General features: G+C 48.5%; 22 protein-coding genes. 17 read left to right on the top strand and 5 right to left on the bottom strand.

What is annotated here, in order from left to right; genetic code table 11:
• On the top strand, nt 1–312 hold the full coding sequence (locus LU290_RS09555; protein ID WP_277808356.1) for a hypothetical protein: 312 nt from the start codon (nt 1–3) through the stop codon (nt 310–312).
• Nucleotides 313–360: 48 nt separating this feature from the next.
• Here LU290_RS09555 and LU290_RS10695 read toward each other — a convergent pair whose 3' ends face one another.
• From LU290_RS10695 to LU290_RS09545, 3 genes are read right to left on the bottom strand one after another with little or no spacing between them, the layout of a single operon-like run.
• Complete coding sequence (locus LU290_RS10695) at nt 361–516, bottom strand: PIN domain-containing protein (protein ID WP_370688565.1); 156 nt, start codon at nt 514–516, stop codon at nt 361–363.
• Between the two features lie 38 nt (nt 517–554).
• On the bottom strand, nt 555–728 hold the full coding sequence (locus LU290_RS09550) for a PIN domain-containing protein (protein ID WP_277808355.1): 174 nt from the start codon (nt 726–728) through the stop codon (nt 555–557).
• A complete protein-coding gene (locus LU290_RS09545) occupies nt 725–973 on the bottom strand; it encodes a hypothetical protein (RefSeq protein ID WP_277808354.1) in 249 nt (82 codons plus the stop codon). The genes LU290_RS09550 and LU290_RS09545 overlap by 4 nt, the downstream gene beginning before the upstream one ends.
• Before the next feature lie 122 nt (nt 974–1,095).
• Here LU290_RS09545 and LU290_RS09540 point away from each other — a divergent pair, with 122 nt between their 5' ends.
• The 3 genes from LU290_RS09540 (at nt 1,096) to LU290_RS09530 (ending at nt 5,159) form a co-directional block, all read left to right on the top strand.
• Nucleotides 1,096–2,568: a UDP-N-acetylmuramoyl-tripeptide--D-alanyl-D-alanine ligase gene (locus LU290_RS09540; RefSeq protein WP_277808353.1), complete on the top strand. Its 1,473-nt coding sequence runs from the start codon at nt 1,096–1,098 to the stop codon at nt 2,566–2,568.
• A 76-nt stretch (nt 2,569–2,644) separates the two neighbouring features.
• Nucleotides 2,645–3,742 (top strand): phospho-N-acetylmuramoyl-pentapeptide-transferase, encoded by a 1,098-nt coding sequence (gene mraY, locus LU290_RS09535; RefSeq protein WP_277808352.1) that lies wholly within the window; start codon nt 2,645–2,647, stop codon nt 3,740–3,742.
• 184 nt (nt 3,743–3,926) lie between these two features.
• Complete coding sequence (locus LU290_RS09530; protein WP_277808351.1) at nt 3,927–5,159, top strand: multidrug effflux MFS transporter; 1,233 nt, start codon at nt 3,927–3,929, stop codon at nt 5,157–5,159.
• On the opposite strand, the gene rlmH is transcribed toward LU290_RS09530, so the two are convergent.
• The gene (gene rlmH, locus LU290_RS09525; protein WP_277808350.1) at nt 5,160–5,642 is read right to left on the bottom strand and encodes a 23S rRNA (pseudouridine(1915)-N(3))-methyltransferase RlmH; all 483 of its coding nucleotides are present in this window, start codon (nt 5,640–5,642) and stop codon (nt 5,160–5,162) included.
• Nucleotides 5,643–5,779: 137 nt separating this feature from the next.
• Between rlmH and LU290_RS09520 the strand changes: the two genes are divergently transcribed.
• The 10 genes from LU290_RS09520 to LU290_RS09475 all read left to right on the top strand — a co-directional run bounded on the left by LU290_RS09520 (nt 5,780) and on the right by LU290_RS09475 (nt 14,535).
• Complete coding sequence (locus LU290_RS09520; RefSeq protein ID WP_277808349.1) at nt 5,780–6,259, top strand: RDD family protein; 480 nt, start codon at nt 5,780–5,782, stop codon at nt 6,257–6,259.
• Nucleotides 6,259–6,684 (top strand): YraN family protein, encoded by a 426-nt coding sequence (locus tag LU290_RS09515; protein ID WP_277808348.1) that lies wholly within the window; start codon nt 6,259–6,261, stop codon nt 6,682–6,684. The genes LU290_RS09520 and LU290_RS09515 overlap by 1 nt, the downstream gene beginning before the upstream one ends.
• Nucleotides 6,685–6,760: 76 nt before the next feature.
• A complete protein-coding gene (locus LU290_RS09510) occupies nt 6,761–7,561 on the top strand; it encodes a BON domain-containing protein (RefSeq protein WP_277808347.1) in 801 nt (266 codons plus the stop codon).
• A 144-nt stretch (nt 7,562–7,705) separates the two neighbouring features.
• Entirely contained in the window at nt 7,706–7,951 is a 246-nt protein-coding gene (locus LU290_RS09505; RefSeq protein ID WP_277808346.1) for a BolA family protein, read from the top strand.
• Between the two features lie 13 nt (nt 7,952–7,964).
• Nucleotides 7,965–9,227, top strand: coding sequence for a UDP-N-acetylglucosamine 1-carboxyvinyltransferase (gene murA, locus LU290_RS09500; protein WP_277808345.1), 1,263 nt, complete (start codon nt 7,965–7,967; stop codon nt 9,225–9,227).
• Nucleotides 9,228–9,397: 170 nt separating this feature from the next.
• Nucleotides 9,398–10,027, top strand: coding sequence for an ATP phosphoribosyltransferase (gene hisG, locus LU290_RS09495; protein WP_277808344.1), 630 nt, complete (start codon nt 9,398–9,400; stop codon nt 10,025–10,027).
• Nucleotides 10,028–10,038: 11 nt separating this feature from the next.
• Complete coding sequence (locus LU290_RS09490; protein WP_277808343.1) at nt 10,039–10,386, top strand: gamma-glutamylcyclotransferase family protein; 348 nt, start codon at nt 10,039–10,041, stop codon at nt 10,384–10,386.
• A 34-nt stretch (nt 10,387–10,420) separates the two neighbouring features.
• Nucleotides 10,421–11,740, top strand: coding sequence for a histidinol dehydrogenase (gene hisD / locus LU290_RS09485; protein WP_277808342.1), 1,320 nt, complete (start codon nt 10,421–10,423; stop codon nt 11,738–11,740).
• A gap of 36 nt (nt 11,741–11,776) precedes the next feature.
• The gene (hisC, locus tag LU290_RS09480; RefSeq protein WP_277808341.1) at nt 11,777–12,877 is read left to right on the top strand and encodes a histidinol-phosphate transaminase; all 1,101 of its coding nucleotides are present in this window, start codon (nt 11,777–11,779) and stop codon (nt 12,875–12,877) included.
• 131 nt (nt 12,878–13,008) lie between these two features.
• The gene (locus LU290_RS09475; protein WP_277808340.1) at nt 13,009–14,535 is read left to right on the top strand and encodes a fumarate hydratase; all 1,527 of its coding nucleotides are present in this window, start codon (nt 13,009–13,011) and stop codon (nt 14,533–14,535) included.
• Nucleotides 14,536–14,903: 368 nt separating this feature from the next.
• Here LU290_RS09475 and LU290_RS09470 read toward each other — a convergent pair whose 3' ends face one another.
• On the bottom strand, nt 14,904–18,584 hold the full coding sequence (locus LU290_RS09470) for an Rne/Rng family ribonuclease (protein WP_277808339.1): 3,681 nt from the start codon (nt 18,582–18,584) through the stop codon (nt 14,904–14,906).
• A 674-nt stretch (nt 18,585–19,258) separates the two neighbouring features.
• Here LU290_RS09470 and LU290_RS09465 point away from each other — a divergent pair.
• From LU290_RS09465 to LU290_RS09455, 3 genes are all read left to right on the top strand, one after another.
• Nucleotides 19,259–20,314 (top strand): RluA family pseudouridine synthase, encoded by a 1,056-nt coding sequence (locus tag LU290_RS09465; protein WP_277808338.1) that lies wholly within the window; start codon nt 19,259–19,261, stop codon nt 20,312–20,314.
• A gap of 148 nt (nt 20,315–20,462) precedes the next feature.
• Nucleotides 20,463–22,016: an exopolyphosphatase gene (ppx, locus tag LU290_RS09460; RefSeq protein WP_277808337.1), complete on the top strand. Its 1,554-nt coding sequence runs from the start codon at nt 20,463–20,465 to the stop codon at nt 22,014–22,016.
• A 99-nt stretch (nt 22,017–22,115) separates the two neighbouring features.
• Nucleotides 22,116–22,913 carry an acetyl-CoA carboxylase carboxyltransferase subunit alpha gene (locus LU290_RS09455; protein WP_277808336.1) on the top strand — a complete coding sequence of 266 codons (798 nt, stop codon included), beginning with the start codon at nt 22,116–22,118 and terminating at the stop codon, nt 22,911–22,913.
• Nucleotides 22,914–23,081 lie beyond the last annotated feature (168 nt).

Genomic DNA, 23,081 nt, shown 5'->3' with positions numbered 1-23,081 from the left:
ATGAGTGATAATCAAGAAGTAATTTTAGATAACCATTATGACAATATTTTTAATTGCCTGATGATGATTGTTTATTGTTTGCTTTTGTTATTGGTTGCCTTTGAGATAATTCATAGTTTTGTCATTTTTATTGTTGTTATTGCTAGTAATGAAATTAGAACTGTTATTATAAAACGCATAAAACAATATTATCAACAGCAACCGCCAACCCAAAAAGCCATTAAGATTGCTAGATTATTTCATTGGTTATTTGGGGGTGTTTTTATTGGTGTTGGAGTATTTTGTTTTTATTATATGATTGTGTATCGGTAATTTTTAAAAATATCTTTATTGGTGATTGGGCTTTGATGGATAATCAATTCAATTAATCGGATTAATTGCCGTCATCGGCAAATGCTCAAAATCCCCCACATTTCTGGTGGCGAGTGTTAAATGATGAAGTAATGCTGTTGCTCCGATAATGGCATCAGGCGTTTTGGTTCTCTTTTGACGGCGAATTTCGGCAGATTTATAGATAATTTCACGGCTGATATCAATCCATTGAAAATTATTTTTTAAAATAAGTCGATATTTTCAATTTCTTGCTCTGATGAATTGGGCTTTGACAAAACTTCTGAAACGGTCAAAGTAGAAATTGTCATATTGCCGATATTATCCGTCAAAAATGCTTCGGCTTTTTGGACGCCATTAAAATAATAAATGATGACATTGCTATCGACCAAAATCATTGGGTCATCTCCACACTGTCTTTTTCCCAATCTCGCTCCCATTCAGAGCGGAGCTGGTTTTGATAGGCGACACCGTCAATGTTTTGGTTTGCCCAAATGCCAAAAACTTGCTCGCCACCAATCAAACCTTTTTGGGTCAAGGGCTTGGCTTTACTGGCTAAAAGTTCGCTCTGCTGATGAGCGATGATTTGTTCTTGGATATAAATCGGCAAAGAAGTGGTTTCTACAAGCTTTTTTTCTCCCAAAAATTTTATTATAAAGCGATTTGGGGCGTTGTCAAGCTTGGGTATGGCAGGCGATGAAATGTTGGTGGGACTTTGCTATAATAACCCTATTTTATGACTAAATTATGACGAAAGGCACAAAAATGAACCCCTATATCTGGCAATTTGACAATTTAAACCAAGCCTTAGCTGAGCTAAATCCGACTTGGCACGGTAAGTTTACCGCCCAAAGTACCAAGATTACGACTGATACTCGCATGATTTCGGCAGGCGATATTTTTTTGGCAATCAAAGGCGATAATTTTGACGGACACGAATTTGTGAATACCGCAAAAGACAAAGGGGCGGTGTTGGCGATTGTTAATGAAAAAGTAGAAAGCGACTTGCCCCAACTTATCGTAGGCGACAGCAAAAAGGCTCTTGGACTTTTGGGCAAATACCGCCGTGATGTCCATCCTGATTTGACGGTCGTTGCCCTGACAGGCTCAGCAGGCAAAACCACCACCAAAGAAATGCTTGGCAGTATTTTTGGGCAAATCGCCCCCACGCTGATTACTCGTGGTAATCTGAACAACGATTTGGGTGTGCCGATGATGCTTCTTGAGCTGACCGATGAACATCGCTTTGCCGTGATGGAGCTTGGAGCGAATCATGTGGGCGAGATTGCTTATACCAGTGCTTTGGTGCGTCCAAATGTTGCTTGTGTGCTAAATATCGGCACGGCTCATCTGGGCGAGTTTGGTGGGCGAGCGAACATTGCTCGTGCTAAGGCGGAGATTTATTCGTCATTGAGTGAATCAGGCGTGGCGGTGGTGCCGTTTGGCGATGAGTTTTTTGAATTTTTGGGTGAGTCGGCGAGCCAATTTACCCCCAATATTTTGAGTTTTGGCGAAAAAAGCGTGCCTTTGTCTGAGGCGGATTTGTCCGATGATGATGTGGCAATGCTTGCTGAGCAGGGCGTAACTTCGGTGCTGATGATGGGCGATTTGTTCGCTGATGATGTGGATGTGGCGATGACGCACAGCACTTTTACGCTAAACACCAATTTGCAGATTGATGAGATTGAAAGCCTGCCTGTAGAACTGCCGTTCATTGGCGAGCATAATGTCATCAATGCTTGTGCGGCGGCGGCGTGTGCTTATGCCTTGGGCGTGCCACTTGAAATGATTGTTCAGGGATTGACGACGGCAAACCCACCCAAAGGACGACTGACTCGCCTAAGTTTTGGCGAGCATACGCTCATCGATGATACTTATAATGCCAACCCAACTTCCATGCTGGCGGCGGCTAAGGTGCTAGAGCAAGAGATGGCGACCAAGATTTTGGTGCTTGGCGATATTTTTGAGCTGGGCGAGGCGGCAGATGATGAGCATCATCGCTTGGGGCAAAGCCTTGCGACACTTGAGATTGATGAAATTTTTGGCTTAGGGCAGCACATGGCACAGATGGTGCGTGGGGCAAATGAGATTCGTCCTGTGGCGACGCATTTTGCCAACAAAGCTACCTTGCTTGATGCCTTAAAATCTCGCCTACAAAACGACACGGCGACGGTTTTATTTAAAGGCTCTCGTGGCATGAAAATGGAATCGCTCATCGATGGGCTGATGAATGCTTAGGGTCTTATAAATTTTAATGGTTTATAGATTTGTAGAAATGTTTAAAAAAGGCAGTAACTGCCACAAGGGTTAAATCATGCTATATTGGTTATTTCAGCACAGCGACATCGCCATTTCGTCTTTGACATTGCGGGCGCTGCTTGCGGTGATCACGGCGCTTTTGATTGTGATTGGCGCAGGAAAACCTGTCATCAATTATCTGCGTACCTTAAAATACGGGCAAGCGGTGCGTGATGACGGCCCAAAAACTCACCTTGTCAAACAAGGCACGCCAACGATGGGTGGTGTGCTGATTTTGGTGGCGATCGGCATTGCGACTTTGGCTTGGGCGGATTTGTCCAATCCTTATGTGTGGATTTTGCTGGTGGTGATGGTGATTTTTGGGGCGGTCGGCTGGGCGGATGACTGGCTAAAAATCAAGCACAAAAACCCGCAAGGCTTAATCGCTCGCAAAAAGTATTTTTGGCTGTCGGTTGGCTCACTGTTCGCTGGTGGCTCGCTGTACTACATCGCCATGCAGCAAGACGCAGCCACCGCCGCCGCCATGCAAGATGTGCTGGTGCCGCTGTTTAAAAACTGGGTGATTCCGCTGTCGGCGATTCCGTTTGGCATCGGCTTTATCATTTTGACTTATTTTACCATCAATGGCTCGTCCAATGCGGTCAATCTGACGGACGGCTTGGACGGCTTAGTGATTTTGCCTGTGGTACTGGTGGCGGCAGGTTTAGGCGTATTTGCCTACATTTCAGGCTCGGCAAACTACGCCGCCTACATGCATGTGCCGTACATCGCCTACAATGCCGAGGTCATCATCGTCTGCGCATCGATCATTGGCGCAGGGCTTGGCTTTTTGTGGTATAACGCAGCCCCTGCCGATGTCTTTATGGGCGATGTTGGGGCGCTGAGCCTAGGCGGTATGCTTGGCACGATGGCGGTGATGACTCGCCAAGAGCTTGCCTTTGTCATCATGGGTGGTATTTTTGTGGCAGAAGCGCTGTCGGTCATTTTGCAAGTCGGCAGCTATAAACTTCGCAAAAAACGCATCTTTTTGATGGCGCCACTGCATCATCATTTTGAGGAAATGGGGCTAAAAGAGACCAAAGTCGTCGCAAGATTTTACATCGTGTGCATCATTTTGGTGGTGCTGGGTCTGATGACTTTAAAGCTGCGCTAAGCCAATTTTCATGATAATTTTCATGACAATTTTGATGAAAATTTCAATGCCAAAACCCAAGATTTTCCTTGGGTTTTGTTGTGTTTTAAGCTCATAGTGCAAAGCTGTGTTACAATAGATGCATCAAGGCTTATCTGCCATGAATTAAACAATTAAAAAAATACACAAAAAATCTGAGAGCTTTATGAATCCTAACCAAATCCAAGCCACACAAGACAAGCCCTTCCCAACGCTGTGGGTGCTCATCATGGGCGTGATCATCGCCATCGGTCCGCTCGCCATTGACATGTATCTGCCAGCGCTGCCGAGCATGGCGGAGGAATTTGGGGTGAGCACCACCAGTGTGGCTCGTTCGGTGCCTGCTTATTTTATCGGCTTGGTGTTTGGGCAGCTGTTTTATGGTCCGTTTTCTGATCGTGTGGGGCGTGTCAAGCCGATGTACATTGGCATGGCGATATTCATCGTGGCGTCGGTGATCTGTGCCATGACCACCAATGAATGGGTGCTGTTCGTGGCTCGCACGATGCAGGCGCTGGGGGCGTGCGTGACAGGCGTCGTCACTCGGGCGGCGATTCGTGATACGCTAAGTCCAGTGCAGTCGGCAAGGGCGTTTAGTCTTATGATGCTGGTCATGGGGGTGGCGCCGATCTTAGCGCCGACGCTTGGGGCGGCGATTTTGCAGGTGGCGGATTGGCATACTTTGTTTTGGTTTTTGGCGGCTTATGGCGTATTGGTGATCATCTTGACCAAGCTGTTTTTAAAAGAGACGCTCGCACCAGAAAACCGCAACACACGACCCATGAGCGAGACTTTCATCGGCTATGTGGATTTATTAAAAGACAAGACCTTTGTCGTGCCTGCGGTGGCGGCAGGGCTGCTACAAGGCTCGTTTTTCATTTATCTGTCGATTTCTAGCGTGTTGTTTATGGAAAATTATGGTCTGTCGGAGCGGGCGTTTGCCATCGCTTTTGGGGCGAATGCTTTTGGCTTTATTGCACTCACTCAGGTGAATCAGTTTTTGACGCAGAAATTTCGTCTGGTGAAACTGCTGCGTTTTGGCGCATTGATACAGGTGGTATCGGCGGTGTGCTTGCTCTTGCTTGGGCTGATGTTTGGTGGGCAGGCAAGCTTTGTACTTGTGTTTCTTGCCATCTTTTGCTGCATTGCAGGGCTTGGCTTTACGCAGCCAAATGCAGGGGCGATCGCACTGGCGTTTCAAAAAAAGCGAGCTGGCATGGCGGCAGCGATGCAAGGGGCGCTGCAATTTTCGGTGGGGATTTTTGGGGGGTTGTTGCTAAGCTTGTTTGATGTCAATCCTGTCACCAAGCTTGGCATTACGGCGACCATCTTGACCGCCATTGGCACTTATTTGGTCTATCAGCTGGATGCCAAGCTTGATCTGTCTAAGATGGATTGATTAGCCGCCACGGTGATAGGGGTGGTTGTTGTTGATGCTCATGGCACGATACAGCTGCTCAATCAAGATCACTCGCACCAAAGGGTGCGGCAGCGTCAGGTCTGACAGCGACCACTTAAAGTCAGCCGCCGCCAGCACCTCAGCCGACACACCATCAGCGCCACCGATGACCAGAGCGATGTCGGCGCCATCTTGCATGGCTGTACTAAGCTTGTCGGCAAGCGCCTCAGTGGAGAGCATTTTGCCACGGACTTCCAGCACCCACAGCCGCTCTTTTGGGTGGCGCGCGTGCAAGATGGTCTGTCCTTCTTGCTGTTTGTATTTGTCGATTTCGGCGGGTGATGGGTTTTTGCTGCGTTTGGCAGGGGGCAGCTCGACGATCTCGGTACTCATCATGGGCTGAATGCGTTTAAAATACTCTTCCACGCCTGACTGCACCCACGCAGGCATTTTGTGTCCAATGCTCAAAATTCGTAATTTCATGGCGGATTCTCAGTGATTTTTGCTTATTTTAAAGAAAAATCACAAAAAAATCTCGTTTATTCACGCAAAAAAATGGCGTAAATTCAAAAACTTTGCTATGCTAGGCGCTAATTTTCATCATTTGTACCATTGCCATCATGAATACTCATTCTTATGATCCCAATCACCCCGCCCACAATGCCACAGTCTATCAATATGCAGGCTTTTGGGTGCGTCTTGCTGCCCAGCTCATCGATGGTGTGCTATGGCTGCTTGTCAGTTTGCCGATATTATATTTGGTGTATGGTGATGCGTATTTTGGGGTGAATGAGCCGCCTGTGGGTGGGGTATTTTTGGGGGTGTTTGATGCGCTGATGTCGCTGATTTTGCCGATTGTCTTGGTGGTTGTTTTTTGGCTAAAAAAAGGCGCAACGCCAGGCAAGATGCTTTTTGGGCTCAAAGTGCTGGACGGCAAAACGGGCAATCATTTGACACTTGGGCAGGCGATTTTGCGTTATTTTGGCTACTTTTTGTCAGGTCTTGTGTTTGCTTTGGGCTATATTTGGGCGGCATTTGACAAGAAAAAACAAGGCTGGCATGATAAGCTTGCCAAGACGGTCGTCGTGCGTGAGCGCTGATGCCTGCCGATAAGATAAGCACAAAGCGCATCGGCGATGTCTATGAGACTCATGCCTGTCAGATGGTACGGGCAAAAGGGCTTGAAATCATCGCACGCAATTATCATGCCGCAAGGCTGGGTGAGATCGACATCATCGCCACAGAGTACCGAACAGACAGGGCGGGTCGGACGATTAAGACGCTTGTCTTTATCGAAGTGCGAGCCAGAAGGCATGGCAGGCAGGTGTATGCGCTGGGGGCGGAGAGCATCACGCCTACCAAGCAAAAAAAGATTATCCAAGCGGCGCAGCACTTTATGCAGCAGCATGAGCAGTTTGCTGATTTTGACTGTCGCTTTGATGTGATCGTCTTTGACGAATTTACCAAGCAGTCTTATGCCCATCATGACGGCGAATGGATACAAGCGGCGTTTTTGGGTGAATGAGCGTTTGGGGTGGTGTTTCATTTTGCAATTTGCAATGAATAACCAAACAGTAAATTGAAAAATAAAGGTGGAAATCATGAAAAAAATCGCATTCGTGTCTTTGCTTGGCGCAATGATGACACTGACGGCGTGTGCAACGCTTGGCGGCGATACCAACCAAAATTTTGGTTCGCATGAGATGGGGCGTAGTCTGCCTGAGCGCATCAGCGATGAGAGCATCGAATTCACCGCACGCAGAAATCTGTCGCAAATCAATGGCGTCGATCAAAACACCGTACGCATTGCGCTTGACAGCTTTCGCCGCGAGGTGCTGGTGACGGGCGAAGTGCCTAATGAGACCGTCAAGGCAGACATTGAGGCGATGCTCAAATCCATGAAAGATGTGACGGCGGTGTACAACTATCTGACCGTCGCCGCCACCCCAAAAAGCCAAAGCCATACCGTGCATGAAAGCTACCTAAAATCAAAAATCAACGCACGCCTGATTGCCAACCGTGACATCAAGTCATCACAATACAAGATCGTCGTGCGTGATCGCACCGCCTATGTCATGGGCTACATGACTCAAGCACAGCAAGGCTATGTGCTAGATGCCATTCAAAATACCGCAGGCATGGCATCGGCGGTCACCTTGACGACCTTAGTCAGCGACGAAGCGGCAGCCAGTGCGCCCAACGACCCAAATGCAAGCACTTCTAGCGATGGCGTGATTTATGGTGGCGTGGTCGATACCGAGCCGCAGCCTTATGCTTTGCAAGAGATATACATTCCCAATGCCAACACAAATGCCCCGACCAATGTTGAGCCTGTCTATACGCCAGCAGGCACAGGCACGAGCGGCTATGTGGAGCTGTATCAAGGCACAGGCACGCCTTGATTTTTAAAGAAAAATGCGAAATGTTGGCTGTATTCGCCTAAGTTTTGCTATAATATTTGCTATAATAAACGACTGAATAACTTGTTTTTATAAACTTTGTCAAAAGGCACAAGTGATGCTTGTGCGAACTATTTGGAAACAACCATGAATGCTGATGATTTGATCGAACTACTGCGTCCACACTTCCCAAATGCCGAGATTCAAGCGGCAAATCAGGGCAATAAATTTGAAGTGCTGATCGTGGATGACAGCTTTGAGGGTAAGCGACTCGTAGCACGCCAACAGGCGGTCTATGCCATCGTCAATCCGCACATCCAAAGCGGTGCGGTACACGCCCTGACGATCCATGCGCTGACCCCTGCCGAATACGACGCCCGCAAAGCTAATTGATAAGAGAAATTCTATGGATAAATTTAAAATCACGGGCAAAAGCCGCATCGCAGGCGAGGTCAGCATTTCTGGCTCAAAAAACGCTGCCCTACCACTGCTGGCAGCAATGCTGCTGCCCAATGGCGAATCTGTACTGCATAATGTCCCCACCCTAAAAGACACTGAGACTTTGGTGAAATTGATCGCAGGCACTGGCGTCAAGATCAAAAAAGAAGGCAATACGGTCGTGGCGGACGCTCGCACGGTGACCGATTATTATGCCCCTTATGAATTGGTGCGTACCATGCGTGCGTCTATTTTGGTGCTAGGTCCGCTACTGGCTCGTTTTGGCGAGGCGGAAGTGTCTTTGCCGGGAGGCTGTTCTATCGGCTCACGCCCTGTGGATCAGCACCTAAAAGCCTTTGAGGCGCTGGGTGCATCGATCACGGTAGAAAACGGCTATGTCAAGGCAAAAGCCCCAGCAGGCGGTCGTTTGATTGGCTGTGATTTTAGCTTTGACATGGTAACGGTGGGCGGCACCGAAAATGTCATCATGGCGGCGACTTTGGCTCGTGGCACGACTCGCCTAGAAAACTGTGCGACCGAACCTGAGGTGGTGGATCTTGCCAATATGCTGGTGGCGATGGGTGCGAAGATCAGCGGTATCGGCACGACGACGATGATCATCGAGGGTGTGGAGAGCTTGCACGGATGTGAGTACAGCGTCATCGCTGACCGCATCGAGACAGGCTCGTATTTGGCAGGGGCGCTGATGAGCGAGGGCGATGTTCTGACCAAGAATACTTCGGCAGAATTTTTGCACCCTGTATTAAAGAAATTTGAGGCGATGGGGGCTGTCATCACCACAGGCGATGACTGGATTCGTGCGGTGATGAAAGGTCGTCCAAAGGCGGTAGATATTCGCACGCAGGTTCACCCTGGTTTCCCAACTGATATGCAGGCACAGCTGATGGCGGTGTGCTGTCTGGCAGAAGGCACCAGCACCATTATTGAAAACATCTTTGAAAATCGCTTTATGCATGTGCCAGAATTACAGCGTCTGGGTGCGAACATCAAAGTTGATGGGCATACGGCAGTGGTCGTTGGGGTGGATACTTTCACGCCAGCCCCTGTGATGGCGACCGATTTGCGTGCGTCTATGTCGCTGGTGATGGCGGCGGCGTGTGCCGATGGCGAGAGCATCATCGATCGCATTTACCACATTGATCGTGGTTATGACGATGTGGAAAATAAACTGCGTGCTTTGGGCGTGAATATTGAACGCATCAAGGGCTGATGCGAACGCACCGTTTTTTGGCGGTGCGTTTGTTTTTGTATGCCAAGCAAATCAATGCGCCATGCTCAAATGTTGGGTTTTTGCTTTGCTAAGCCCAACTTGCCAAATGATTAAATTTGGGCTTGTGGCATGGAGTGCTTGGTTGATGGATTTAAAAGGCGGTAATAGTGATGAGTGATTTTAATGGATTGACCATTGCCTTATCCAAGGGGCGGATTTTAGATGAGACTTTGCCTTTATTTGACAAGGCAGGCATTCGTCCTTTGGAGGACATGAATAAGTCTCGCAAATTGATTTTTCAAAGCACAAATCCTGCCGTACGCTTTTTGCTCTTGCGTGCGTCGGATGTGCCGACTTATGTGGAGCATGGGGCGGCGGATATTGGCATTTCTGGCAAAGATGTCTTGATGGAATATGACGCTGATGTGTATGAGCTGATTGATTTGAATATTGCCAAGTGCCGTCTGATGACCGCAGGGGTCAAAGGGGCGAGCTTGCCCAATCGTAGGCTTCGTATCGCCACCAAATACGCCAAAGTCGCCAAAGATTATTTTGCGTCTCGTGGCGAGCAGGTGGATATTATTAAGCTGTATGGCTCAATGGAGCTTGCACCGCTTGTGGGGCTTGGCGATTTGATTGTGGATGTGGTGGATACGGGCAATACTTTGCGAGCCAACGGACTTGAACCGCTTGATGAGATTTGCCAAGTGTCATCACGCCTGATTGCCAATCCTGTCAGTTATAAGCGAAAGCTGGCACAGCTTGAGCCGATTTTACAGATTTTGGAAAAGGCGGTTTGAAGGAGCTGAGAATGGAACACTTATTTGTTTATGGCACGCTTGCGCCAAACCGCTCAAATCATCACATCATGACCCCCATTACTGGCATATGGCAGACTGCTACTGCAAGAGGATTTTTGCACGCAAAAGGTTGGGGCTTGACGCAGGGTTATCCTGCCATCATTCCTGATGATGAGGGCGATGAAGTGTCAGGATTTGTGTTTTCGTCAGACGAATTGAGTGAGCATTGGGATAGGCTTGATGCGTTTGAAGGGGCGGAATATCAGCGTGTGCCGATAGTTGCCACACTGGATAATGGTGATGTGCTGACTGCCTTTGTGTATGTGTTAAATGCCAGTTTGCCCATAGATGATGATTGATGTGTTCGTTTTATGATAATTGATAAGGTGTGATATGCCAAATTTAGCCATTTTAAATAGCACTGATGATGATTTTCAGGAAAAATTAGCCGATCTGCTTGCCTTTGAAACTGTAACCGACACTGAGTTGGTTGAGACAGTGGAGCGTATCATTGCACAGGTTCGCACAGAGGGCGATGAGGCGGTGTTTGCCTTGACCAAGCAGTTTGACGAGCACCCTGCAAACAGCATGGACGAGCTGTTTGTGAGTGCTGATGAGTTAAAATCTGCGTTTGAGCATTTGACCGATGAAGTCAAAACGGCATTGGAGCTGTCCGCCAAGCGTATTTTTGAATTTCATCAGCACCAAAAAGAGACAGGATTTAGCTTTGTTGATGGGCTGGGCAATACTTTGGGACAAAAAGTAACGCCACTTGACCGTGTGGGCATTTATGTGCCAGGGGGATTGGCAAGTTATCCGTCTAGCGTGCTGATGAACGCCATTCCTGCTAAGGTGGCAGGCGTGGGCGACATTACGATGGTCGTACCTGCTCCAAAAGGCGAACTAAATCCTTTGGTGCTGGCGGCAGCATATCTGGCAGGCGTGGATCGTGTCATTACCATCGGTGGGGCTCAGGCGGTGGCGGCGTTGGCTTATGGCACGCAAAGTATCGCCAAAGTGGATAAAATCACAGGTCCGGGCAACAAATATGTCGCCTGTGCCAAGCGAGCCGTGTTTGGACAAGTGGGCATTGACATGATTGCAGGGCCATCAGAAGTGCTGGTCTATGCCGAAGGCGAAGAGGCGGATAATGCCGACTGGCTGGCGATGGATTTATTATCGCAAGCGGAGCATGACACGGTCGCCCAGGCGATTTTTGTCACCACTTGCCCAAAACAGCTGGACGCTGTCAAAAACGCCTTGGATAAGGCATTGGCAAATCTGCCAAAAGCCGACATCGCTCGCACCGCCCTTGCCAATCGTGGGGCATTGATTTTGGTCAAAGACCGAGCCGAAGGCGTGGCGGTGATTAACCAAGTCGCCCCTGAGCATTTGGAGTTGTCGCTGGACAACCCAACTGAGGTGGAGCGACAAATCAGACATGCTGGGGCGATTTTCTTGGGTAGACATACGCCAGAGGCGATCGGCGATTATTGTGCAGGCAGTAATCATGTGTTGCCGACTTCAGGTACAGCACGCTTTAGCTCGCCTTTGGGGGTGTATGATTTTACCAAAAAAACTTCGCTGATTTATTGCACGACTGACGGCTCAAAACCGCTTGCCAAGACCGCAGACATTTTGGCGGTGGAAGAGAATTTGGACGCCCATGCGTTATCGGCTCGCTACCGTCATGGCGTGGTGTGTTTGGATTGATTGGCGATACGGTCTTTGAATAAAAAAGGATAAAAAATGAGCATTGACACCAGACTGTGGGGCGGTAAGATTCGCAAACTGACCCCTTATGTGGCAGGCGAACAGCCAAAAGTCGCCAATTTGTGCAAATTAAACACCAACGAAAACCCCTTTCCGCCCAGTCCAAAAGCCGTCGCCGCCATGCAAGCGGTACTGGCACAAGACGCACAGGCATTAAGATTATACCCTGATCCTGAGTCGGACGAACTGCGTCAGGTGCTGGCTGATTATCATGGTCTAAGCTGTGAGCAGGTGTTTGTGGGTAATGGCTCGGACGAGGTGTTGGCGTTTATTTTTGCGTGCTTTTTTGTTAAAGAGCGACCACTTTTGATGCCTGATGTCAGTTACAGTTTTTATCCTGTGTATGCCCAGACCTTTGATGTGGCGACTCACATCATTCCTTTAAAAGAGGATTTTAGCATTGACCCTGATGATTATCGCATTCCGTGCGGTGGTGTGATTTTGCCAAATCCGAACGCCCCAACTGGCGTGCTTTTGGGGATCGAGAGCATTCGCAAACTTGCCAGCGAACACCCAAATTCGGTCATCGTCATTGATGAGGCGTACATTGATTATGCCGATGATGTCAAAAGTGCGTCAGCGATTGGGCTGATTGATGAATTTGATAATCTTGTGGTCACGCAAACCTTTTCAAAATCTCGCTCGCTGGCAGGTCTTAGGGTGGGGGCGGCGTTTGCCAATGCCAATCTGATTGCGGCGTTATCCACTTATAAAAACAGCTTTAACAGCTATCCTATTGATCGCTTGGCACAGGCAGGGGCGGCAGCCAGCGTGCTTGATGAGGTGTATTTTGAGGAAAAACGCCAAGCGGTCATTACCCTTCGCCAAAATTTGACAGCGTCTTTGGTGGGGCTGGGCTTTACGGTGTTGCCATCGGCGGCGAATTTTGTGTTTGCCAAGCCCAATCATCAGACGCTTGACACCAAAGAGGTTTTTGAAAAATTGCGAGAGGCAGGCGTAATCGTGCGTCATTGGGACAAACCACGCATCAAAGATTATCTACGTATTACGGTCGGTACTGCCGAACAAAACGCTCGCCTGATTGAGGCTCTACAAAAGATTTTTGCGACCGCTTGATGGCGTGAAAATGTTTTAAAGCCCAGTCATTTATGCTACAATGATTGGGCTTTTTGTGGGACAACATCAAGCAAAGCGTTTTGCAAAATATCGTTTTTAGCCAGCTTATTAGCCAGCTACAAGGAAAAAATATGACCATTATTAAGCAAGAAGATTTTATTCAAAGTATCGCCGATGCTTTTCAATACATCAGCTACTACCACCCGACCGACTACATCAAGGCGCTCAAAGAGGCTCTGGCTCGTGAGGAAAACCCTGCCGCCAAAGATGCGATGACGCAGATTTTGGTGAATAGTCGTATGTGTGCGGAGGGCAAACGCCCGATTTGTCAAGACACGGGCATTGCCACCGTGTTTTTGAAAGTGGGTATGAATGTGCAGTGGGACAGCACGATGAGCGTTGCCGACATGGTCAATGAAGGCGTTCGCCGTGCCTACAACCACCCTGACAACACCCTGCGTGCGTCTGTGCTTGCCGACCCTGCTGGCAAACGCACCAATACCAAAGACAACACCCCTGCGGTGATTCACATGGAAATCGTGGCAGGCGATACGGTGGATGTTACTTGTGCTGCTAAGGGCGGTGGTAGTGAAAATAAATCTAAACTTGCCATGCTAAACCCATCAGACAGCATTGTCGATTGGGTGCTAAAAACCGTCCCAGAAATGGGTGCAGGCTGGTGTCCGCCAGGCATTCTAGGCATCGGTATTGGTGGCACGCCAGAGAAAGCGACTTTGCTTGCCAAAGAATCTTTGATGAGCCACATTGATATTCATAAACTAAAAGAAAAAGCCGAAAGCGGTGCCGAGCTTTCTACCACCGAAAGCCTACGCCTAGAAATCTTTGAAAAGGTCAATGCGTTAGGCATTGGGGCTCAAGGTTTGGGCGGTTTGACTACGGTGCTTGATGTCAAAATCCTAGACTACCCAACGCACGCCGCGTCTAAGCCTGTGGCAATCATTCCAAACTGTGCCGCCACTCGCCATGTGCATTTTGAGCTGGACGGTTCAGGGCCTGCCGAGCTGACTTCGCCTGATTTGTCGGTGTATCCTGACATCACTTACAGCCCTGACAACGGCAAACGAGTTGATGTCAATAACTTAACCAAAGAAGAGGTCGCCACTTGGCAAACTGGCGATGTGCTACTGCTAAACGGCAAAATCTATACAGGACGAGACGCCGCCCACAAACGCATGGTGGATATGCTGGACAAGGGCGAAACTTTGCCTGTGGATTTCACCAACAAGCTCATCTATTATGTCGGTCCTGTCGATCCTGTGCGTGACGAAGTGGTAGGGCCAGCAGGACCTACGACCGCCACTCGTATGGACAAATTTACTCGCCAAATGCTTGAGCAAACTGGCTTACTTGGTATGATTGGTAAATCCGAACGAGGCAAAATCGCTTGCGAGGCCATCGCTGACAACAAAGCGGTATATCTGATGGCGGTGGGCGGTTCGGCGTATCTGGTGTCAAAAGCCATCAAGCAGGCCAAAGTCGTTGCCTTCCCAGAGCTTGGTATGGAGGCGATTTATGAATTTGAAGTCAAGGATATGCCTGTAACAGTGGCGGTTGATAGCAATGGTGTATCGGTGCACGCCACCGCACCAAAAATCTGGCAAGCCAAAATCGGTAAGATTCCAGTGACTCAAGAATGATTGGGTGTATGGCTAATAAAAAGAGCGAATTTAGGTTCGCTCTTTTTTATGTTTAATGAATTGATAAAGTATGGCCTTGATAGTCGTATAGGGTGGGTTTAGCTCACTATTTAAGCATAAGTTATTGAATTTATTAGGTTTTCACAATCTCTATCCCAACCTACGACATCACATAATCTTGTGGTAATTTTACCATTCGGTAGGTTGTATCAACTGAACTTAAAAAGTAGCACAATTTCAAAGATTTACAGCCAAAAAGGTGGGTACAGCCCACCCTACATGACTATATCGGTTCAGTTGGTATCATTGATAAGATTTTGCAAAAATAAAAGAGAGCGTGATGACTCTCTTTTATTTTGGTGGGGTTGTTATTCAGTGGCTGAATCGTCCAAAGCCTTGTCTGCTTTTTCGGTTTTGTTTTTTACCACTTTTGCACCTGCTTTACGCACTTCGGATTTTGGCTTGTTATCGCTTTTTCCTGCGGTTTTTTTGATGCGTGTCTTGGCAGGTTTTGGCTGAGCCAGATTTAAGATGCCCACCTGCGGCAACAGCTGACCTGCGACATTTTCAATCATGTCTTTGTAGCTGTTGGTGCGCTTAGCGGTCTTTTTGTCGCTGCTTGCTTTGGCGGTCTTATGTTCGCTCTTGGCAGGCTCATCGGTATCGATGACATCTGCGCTATCGTCATCGCCAAACAGCTCATTAACTGTGTCGCTGATGGCATCGATGGCGGATTCTAGACCATCTTTGATCTGCTCAATGAGCGTCTCGCTCGAGTCGCTGTCTGCACTGGTACTTTGAGGCTCTTTTGTGTTTTGAGTCGTCAAAGTCTCTGTTGGCACGGCGACATCTTTGGTGTCAGCATTTGTAGCAACATCGGTGGCGGCACTGGCATCGGCAGTGTGATCGGCTGTCTGTGCTGCCAAAGCTTGTTCTGCTACCGACTCCGCCTTGCCCGCCTGAGCGTTTTGCTCATCGGTCGGCAGATCAGAGCGTGGACCACGAGGGTCATTGATGGCACGCTCAGTGGTGCGCAAAGCAGGGGCGGCCGTCTTGCCCTGTGGGGCGCTGATGCGTGCCGTGACGCTGGTGTGTCTGTCAAACACTCTTAAATAGGCATCGCTAAGCGGCGCATGACCGTAGTTGGCAAAATCCAAGTTGGCACTTGGTGCTTGATTTTTGGCGCAGGCATTGATGAAGTCCTGAATGAAATCACCACGCTGAGTATCGCCCAGCATCAGCTCAATGAACTCACGAGCCGTACCACGAATGACAGGCTGCGTGCTTTGCGCCTGCATGACGACACGAGGGTCGTTCACCGCTCGATTTTCTTGGCGGGCAAGCTCAATGATTTGAGCGCTTGGCGCAATCGTTGGGCTTAGTAGGCTAGACAATGGCACATTGATGTCGCTGGCGTCGTTTGCCGCCTCATCGGTCTTAGCGATGTCTGCTGACTCATCAGCCTGCGCTGCTGTCTGCTCTTGTGGCGCATCGGTGATGTCGTTTTGGTCGTCAGTGGCTTCATGCAAGATGGCAGGCGCACTTGGAGCGTCACTTTGGGCGGCTAACGATGGCTCTTCAGTCTCGCTCTGAGGCTTGGCATTTTGTGCGTCTGACGCATCAGCTGCTTTGTCATTGCTAGGTTTGTTGCTGGCGTTGGCGTCGTCTGACTTGCCTTTCGTTGCCGTCTTGTTGGTTTCATTGACATCGACACCATCAACATCGGCACCATCAATATTGATACTATCGGCATCGACATTATTGACATGGTCATCGACTTTTGTATCGGCATTGTCAGGCTTGGCGGTCTTGCTGCCGTCTAGCGAAATGTGCACCGTCTGGCTGGTCACTTCTTCTTTGGCGATTGGCGTGACGCTGACGACGACTTCATTTGGATTGCTTGGACGAGCACGCTCTTTGTCGGCTTTTTTGTGCGTCGTCTCGTCTGGCTTTTTGTCGGCTTTGGCGTGATCATTGGTCAATGGCGCACCACGCACGACTTCACCACGAGGCGCTCGCTGTGAGCCTGCTTCTCGTTTTTGGTGGGTTGGTTCTTCTTTTTTGGCTTTTTTGTCCGTTTTTTCTTTCACTTCTTCAACGGATTCTTTTTTCGCCTTTTTGTTTTTGTGACGGCGTTCTTGATGTTCGTCACGAGATTCACGCTCAGGCTTGGCGGCTGGGCGTTCTTCTTTGGCTTTTTTGTTGTCGGTTTTGGTTTCGGTGTTTTGAACCAAGTTTGCCACGCCACTTGCACCAAGACTTACGCCACCTGCATTGACAATGGATTCAATGGCGGCGGCGGCACTTGAATTGTCCAAAGCGCCTGCCAATTTTGCCTGTGGTTTTGGGGCAAATAGGTTGGACAGCCAAGCGGCAACTTGTGGCTCAGCTTTGGCGGTATTCACTGGCTTGTCTTGCGCTTTTTCATGCTTTTGCTCGGCTGAATTGGCTTTTTGCCAGCGGTTTGGCGCATCTTTGTTGATGCTCTCAGGCTGCTCGTTTTCGGTGTGCCAATTCACATCATAGCCACGATCGCCCATTTCCTCTTCTTCGGCATTGACAATGCGTTCGTAGCTGGACGGCGCAAAGCCATCTGGGTTGAAATGCAAGCTAAAATTCGGAGATTCTAAATGAGCGTGCGGCAAGATGGTAATGCGAGTGCCAGAGTCTTGCTCTAAATAAACCAGACTTTCTCGTTTTTCGTTCAAAAGGAACGCCGCGATTTCGGTCGGTACTTCTGCTTGAATCTCGCCCATGCGTTCTTTTAGGGCGATTTGTTCAATTTGGCGCATGATAGACAGGGCAAGCGAACGCAAATCACGAATCATGCCGTTGCCATGACAGCGTGGGCAGATGTAGCCTGTGGATTCTTCAAGACTTGGACGCAGACGCTGACGGCTCATCTCCATCAAGCCGAATTTAGAAATCTCGGCAAACTGCACGCGGGCTCGGTCGTGGCGAGTGGCGTCAATCAAGCGTTTTTCTACATCTTTTTGGTGGCGTGGGTCGTTCATGTCAATGAAGTCAATGACAATCAGACCGCCCATGTCTCTTAGGCGTAGCTGGCGAGCGATTTCGTCAGCGGCTTCTAGGTTGGTGTGATAAGCGGTCTCAGCGACATCTGAGCCTTTGGTGGATTTTGATGAGTTGATGTCAATGGCGACCATCGCTTCGGTCTGGTCAATGACGATAGAGCCACCTGATGGCAGACGCACTTCACGCTGATAGGCGGTCTCAATTTGGCGTTCAATGCCAAAGCGAGCGAACATTGGCTCGTATTCGGTGTATTTACGCAGTTTATCAAGCTGAGTTGGCATGACGGCAGCGATGAAGTTTGCCGCTTCGTTGTAGGCGTGTTCTGAGTCAATCCAGACCTCGCTGATGTCATCACGCAGATAATCACGCACCGCACGAGTCACCACACCTGCTTCTTGATGAACCAGGCATGGGCTTGGGCGTTTTTTGTTTTGGTCTTGGATGGATGTCCAGATGTCTAGCAGATGATTTAGGTCGTTTTGTAGGTCGTCAAAGCCCTTGCCAAGCCCTGCGGTGCGCACGATGACGCTCATGCCTTTTGGGATGGATAGGCTTGCGATGATTTGTTTCATCTCTTCACGGACTTTGCCTGAGATTTGACGGCTGATACCGCCTGCCTTAGCGTTGTTTGGCATCAGTACCAGATAGCGACCTGCCAGCGAGATGTAGGTAGAAAGGGCGGCGCCTTTGTTGCCCCGTTCTTCTTTTTCTACTTGGACGATGACTTCATCGCCTTCTTTTAAAAGCTGGCGAATGCTGTCTTCACGGGCGTTGCCGTGTAGGTATTCTGGGGCGATTTCTCGCAGGGGTAGAAAGCCTTGGCGAGCAGAGCCATATTCTACAAATGCTGCTTCCAATGACGGCTCAACTCGGGTGATGTGACCTTTGTAGATGTTGGCTTTTTTTTGCTCACGAGTACGATTTTCTAGGTCAAAATCATACAGATGATTGTCTTTGCACAGTGCGACACGAATTTCTTCGTTGTGCGTGGCGTTGATTAAAATGCGTTTCATGATGTTCCTTAATTTGGGCGCTTGAATGATTCAAGCAGTTAAGCAACATCGTTTGAGCGGTCTGGGCGGTCTGATGACACGCCTTAGGGTCAAAAGATTATAAAGATCAAGTGTGTCTTTCTGATCTTGATGGTTAAATTGGCTGCAAATGGCAGCATGATGTCAAAATGCACGCTCGTCGCAAGGCAAGCCAAGCGACCAAACCCATCGCTTGCACCGATGGCTTAGGGTGGTTTTTTTGGGGTTGTCTTATTCAAAAGCAGAGTTTGTCTTGTGCTTTTGAGCCAAAATAAACCACGAAAATGGCATAAAAACGGATTCAAAATTTACTCAACGCGCCTTCTGATCAGCAGTGCGGCTGGGCTGGTGCGTTGTGGTCGATAATCTTCGTACATCTCAAACGGATGTTGCGGCATGATGCCAAAAAAATGTGTTGGGTTGCTGTGTGAATCAATGCGGTGTGTCAGACCGATACGCTGCCTTGGCAGTTATAAAATCAGGCATCTTTGACCGATATTTTATAAAAAATTGATTCAAAGGTCGTCAAAAAAGGCATTTTTAATCAAGAATTTCGCCTTTTTGTCTGCAACATGCTAAACTATACCAAAATTTCGCCAATTTTCCTATCAAAAAATCATCATTTTTATTAAAATTTATCAAAAATTGCCAAAATCATGAAAAAACCGTCAAATTCTCCCAAAAAATCGCAAAATTTTCGCCAAAATTCTGCCACCAAACCAAAATCTGCCCACAAAGCGCAAAGTGCCGATGACATCATCAGTGATTTTAGTCGGGTGAATTTTTTGACGGTGACGGCAAACCAAGACGATCAAAGGATTGATAATTTTCTGCTGGCGCGTCTAAAAGGACTGCCCCGTTCGCACCTGTACAAGCTGATTCGTGATGATGAGATTCGTGTGAATAAAAAGCGAGTCAAACCGCACGACCGTGTCTATGTTGGTGATGTGGTGCGTGTCGCCCCTGTGCGTTTGTCAGTAAAAGATGAACCTGTGGTGTCAGAGCGTTTGGCTCAGGGGTTGCTGGGTAGAATTGTCTTTGAAAATGAAGGCTTGATTGTGCTAAATAAGCCACACGGTATGGCGGTGCATGGCGGCTCTGGCGAGAGTTTTGGCGTGATTGAGGCGATGCGAGTGGCGACGGGCAAAAAGTATTTGGAGCTTGTTCATCGCATTGACAAAGACACCTCAGGACTGCTGCTTATCGCCAAAAAACGCAGTGTTTTAAAGGCATTGCAAGACCAATTTCGTGAAAAAACCATCAAAAAAAGCTATCTATGTCTGGTGGCAGGTCATGTCAAGGCGGATAAGCAGACCATTGATAAACCGCTACTAAAATACACCCTAGCCAGTGGCGAGCGCCGTGTCAAGGTGCATTTGGAGGGAAAGCCCAGCCAAACACACATTGAGGTGCTGGCTCGTTTTGAGATGAATGGTGAGGCGGTCAGTCTGGTGCGTGCTTCGCCTTTGACAGGGCGGACACACCAGATTCGTGTGCATATGGCAAGCATTGGTCATGCCTTGCTTGGCGATGACAAATACCTGACGACATCCGCCCCTGCTGTGCCAAGACTGTGCCTACACGCATGGCAGTTGACAATGATGGGTGATGATGAAAAAACACCAAACCAATTTTCTGCCGATGTGCCGTCTGACATGGCAAATCTATTTCCCAAAGAGTGCGAATTTTTGATTGCATGCAAAAAATCGTGATTTTCTTTGATTTTACTTAAAAAACCATTGTCAGACACGACAAATTGTCTTAAATTATTAAGATGAATGCGAGTAAATTGCCAGATTGTATTGGCTGACACGATTGCCATGATGAATGACAATCACTTTGACAAACTTAGGAAAACTTATGAAACCTGTCATGATAGACACCACCGCCCGCCATGAACAAATCGCCAAATCCATCACCGAAGCAGGGGCTTTGGTGGGGCGAGATGAGCTGATCGGCTCGATTGATTTGGGCTCGAACAGCTTTCATTTGGCGATTGCTAGGCTTGATCATGGCGAGATTCGTAAAGTCGCCTCTATCTCTGAAAAGGTGCAGCTTGCCGCAGGTCTTGATGAAAATAATGTACTGTCTGAGGAGGCAATGCAGCGTGGGCTGGACTGTCTGCACCGCTTTGCTCAGCATGTGACGGAGGTCAATCCAAGCCTACTGCGTGTGGTAGCGACCAACGCCCTTCGTAAGGCGGTCAATGCCCAAGAGTTCATCAAGCGTGCCAATCAGCTACTGCCCAAGCCCATTGAAATCATCGCAGGGCGTGAAGAGGCTCGTCTCATCTATCTGGGCGTGTCGCACTCAAACGCCAGTACCGACAAGCGACTGGTCATTGACATCGGCGGCGGCTCTACCGAATTTATCATCGGGCAGGGCTTTGAGCCGATTGAGATGGAAAGTTTGCAGATGGGCTGTGTGTCTTTTACCAAGAAGTTTTTCGCTGATGGCAAAATCACCGAATCGGCGTTTGACAGTGCCATGAAAGCCACCAAAACCGAGCTACTCTCCATTGAAAAACGCTACAAAAAAGTCGGCTGGGACAACGCCATCGCATCGAGCGGTACGGCAAAGGCGGCGCTTTTGGTGCTTCGAGAGCTTGGCTTGGCAGATGAGCGCATCACCATCGAGGGCATGGAGAGATTAAAGCGCCATTTGATTAAACTTGGGCGCATTGATAAGATTGATTTTGAGGGTGTAAAAGCTCATCGTCAGTCGGTGTTTCCAGCGGGAGTGGCAGAATTGTACGCCATCATGCAGACGCTGGGCGTGAGCGAGCTGGGCTACTCTGACGGGGCGCTGCGTGAAGGCGTGATGTATGACATGCTTGGGCGTTCTGGCGATGAAGATGTCAGAGACCGTAGCATTGCGGCGATGGCGGAGCGTTATTCGGTCAATATCAAGCAGGCAGCCCGAGTGATGAATACTTGTGCCAGATTGTTCGATGCGGTGAAAGATAAGCTCGGCTTTGATGATGAAGATCGTGATTTGCTCCGCCGAGCGGCAAATTTGCACGAAATTGGCTTGGCGATTGGGCATAGTAATTATCAAAAGCACAGTGCGTATTTGCTAGAATTTTCTGATATTGCTGGCTTTTCGCAAGTAGGTCAGGCGATGATGGCGCAGATTGCCCTGCATCACAGACGAAAACTCAAAACAGACGCAAAAGATGTGGTGGAAAACTTGGGCGGTCGTAAGCTGGTGTATTTGTGCCTATTGCTGCGTCTGGCGGTGCAGGCAAATCAAAGCCGCACCACCAAAGCCGCCCCCATTTCACTAAACATCATCACAAAAGATCTCTGGCAAGTCGTGGTGGGCGAGGGTTTGCACGAAGAGCTGATTTATTCACAGCTTGGGGCGGATGTGGCTCAGTTTGCCAAGTGGGGCATCACGCTTGAAGTGGTGTGATTTTGGTGGATTCAACCATCACTTGAAAAAATCATTGTTGAAAATCTAAAAAATATGCTAAACTAGATTAAGTTTACATTTGTTCATTGGGATAATCAGATGAGTACAGTTTGGGAAAGTGTTCAGCTTGCTCGCCACGCCAAGCGTCCGCTGTTTTTGGATTATGTGTCGGCATTATTTACAGAATTTGATGAATTGCATGGCGATAGAGCGTTCGCTGATGACAGAGCGATCATCGGTGGCTTGGCGCGCTTTAATGGCGAGCCTGTGCTGGTGGTCGGTCAGCATCGTGGGCGTTCTACTCGTGAGCGTATCGCCCACAATTTTGGCATGGCAAATCCAGAAGGCTACCGCAAAATCATTCGTCTGGTGCAGCTTGCAGAACGCTTTGGCTTGCCTGTATTTACCTTCATTGACACGCAAGGGGCATATCCAGGGGTGGGGGCTGAAGAGCGTGGGCAGGCGGAAGCCATCGCCAAATCCATTGCGGTATTTAGTAGCCTAAAAACGCCCGTCATCGCCACCGTCATCGGCGAAGGTGGCTCAGGTGGGGCGTTGGCGATTGGTGTGGCGGACAAGGTTAATATGCTAGAAAACAGCATTTATTCGGTCATCTCGCCTGAGGGCTGCGCATCTATTCTTTGGAAAACTGCTGAAAAAGCCCCTGATGCGTCCGAAGCCTTAAAGCTAAACGCCAATAATTTGCATCAGCTTGGCTTGATTGATGAAGTCATTGCCGAAGGCGTGGGGGCTCATGAAGCACCTGAGGCGGTGATGAGTGCCTTAAAAGAGCTATTGACTCGTCAGCTGGCTGAATTGACACAGCTTTCTATTGATGAGCTGTTAGAGCAGCGTTATCAAAGACTGATGGCGTTTAATTCTACCGTGTCGCTGTAAGACTTGTGTGAAATTTTACTATTAAAAACCGTCCAAAAAAGCTAGAATAAACATTCTGGCTTTTTTATTTATTTATAGATACTCACTGAATTGATATACCAACCAAACCGATAAAGTTATGTAGGGTGGGTTTTACCCATCATTTTGGGCGTAAACCAATAAATTTGT

Origin of the sequence: Moraxella nasibovis (assembly GCF_029581575.1) — a bacterium.
GTDB classification, from domain to species: Bacteria; Pseudomonadota; Gammaproteobacteria; order Pseudomonadales; family Moraxellaceae; genus Moraxella; species Moraxella nasibovis.
The sequence above is the reverse complement of the archived record's forward strand: the minus strand, read 5'-3'. Positions and strand labels throughout refer to the sequence as shown.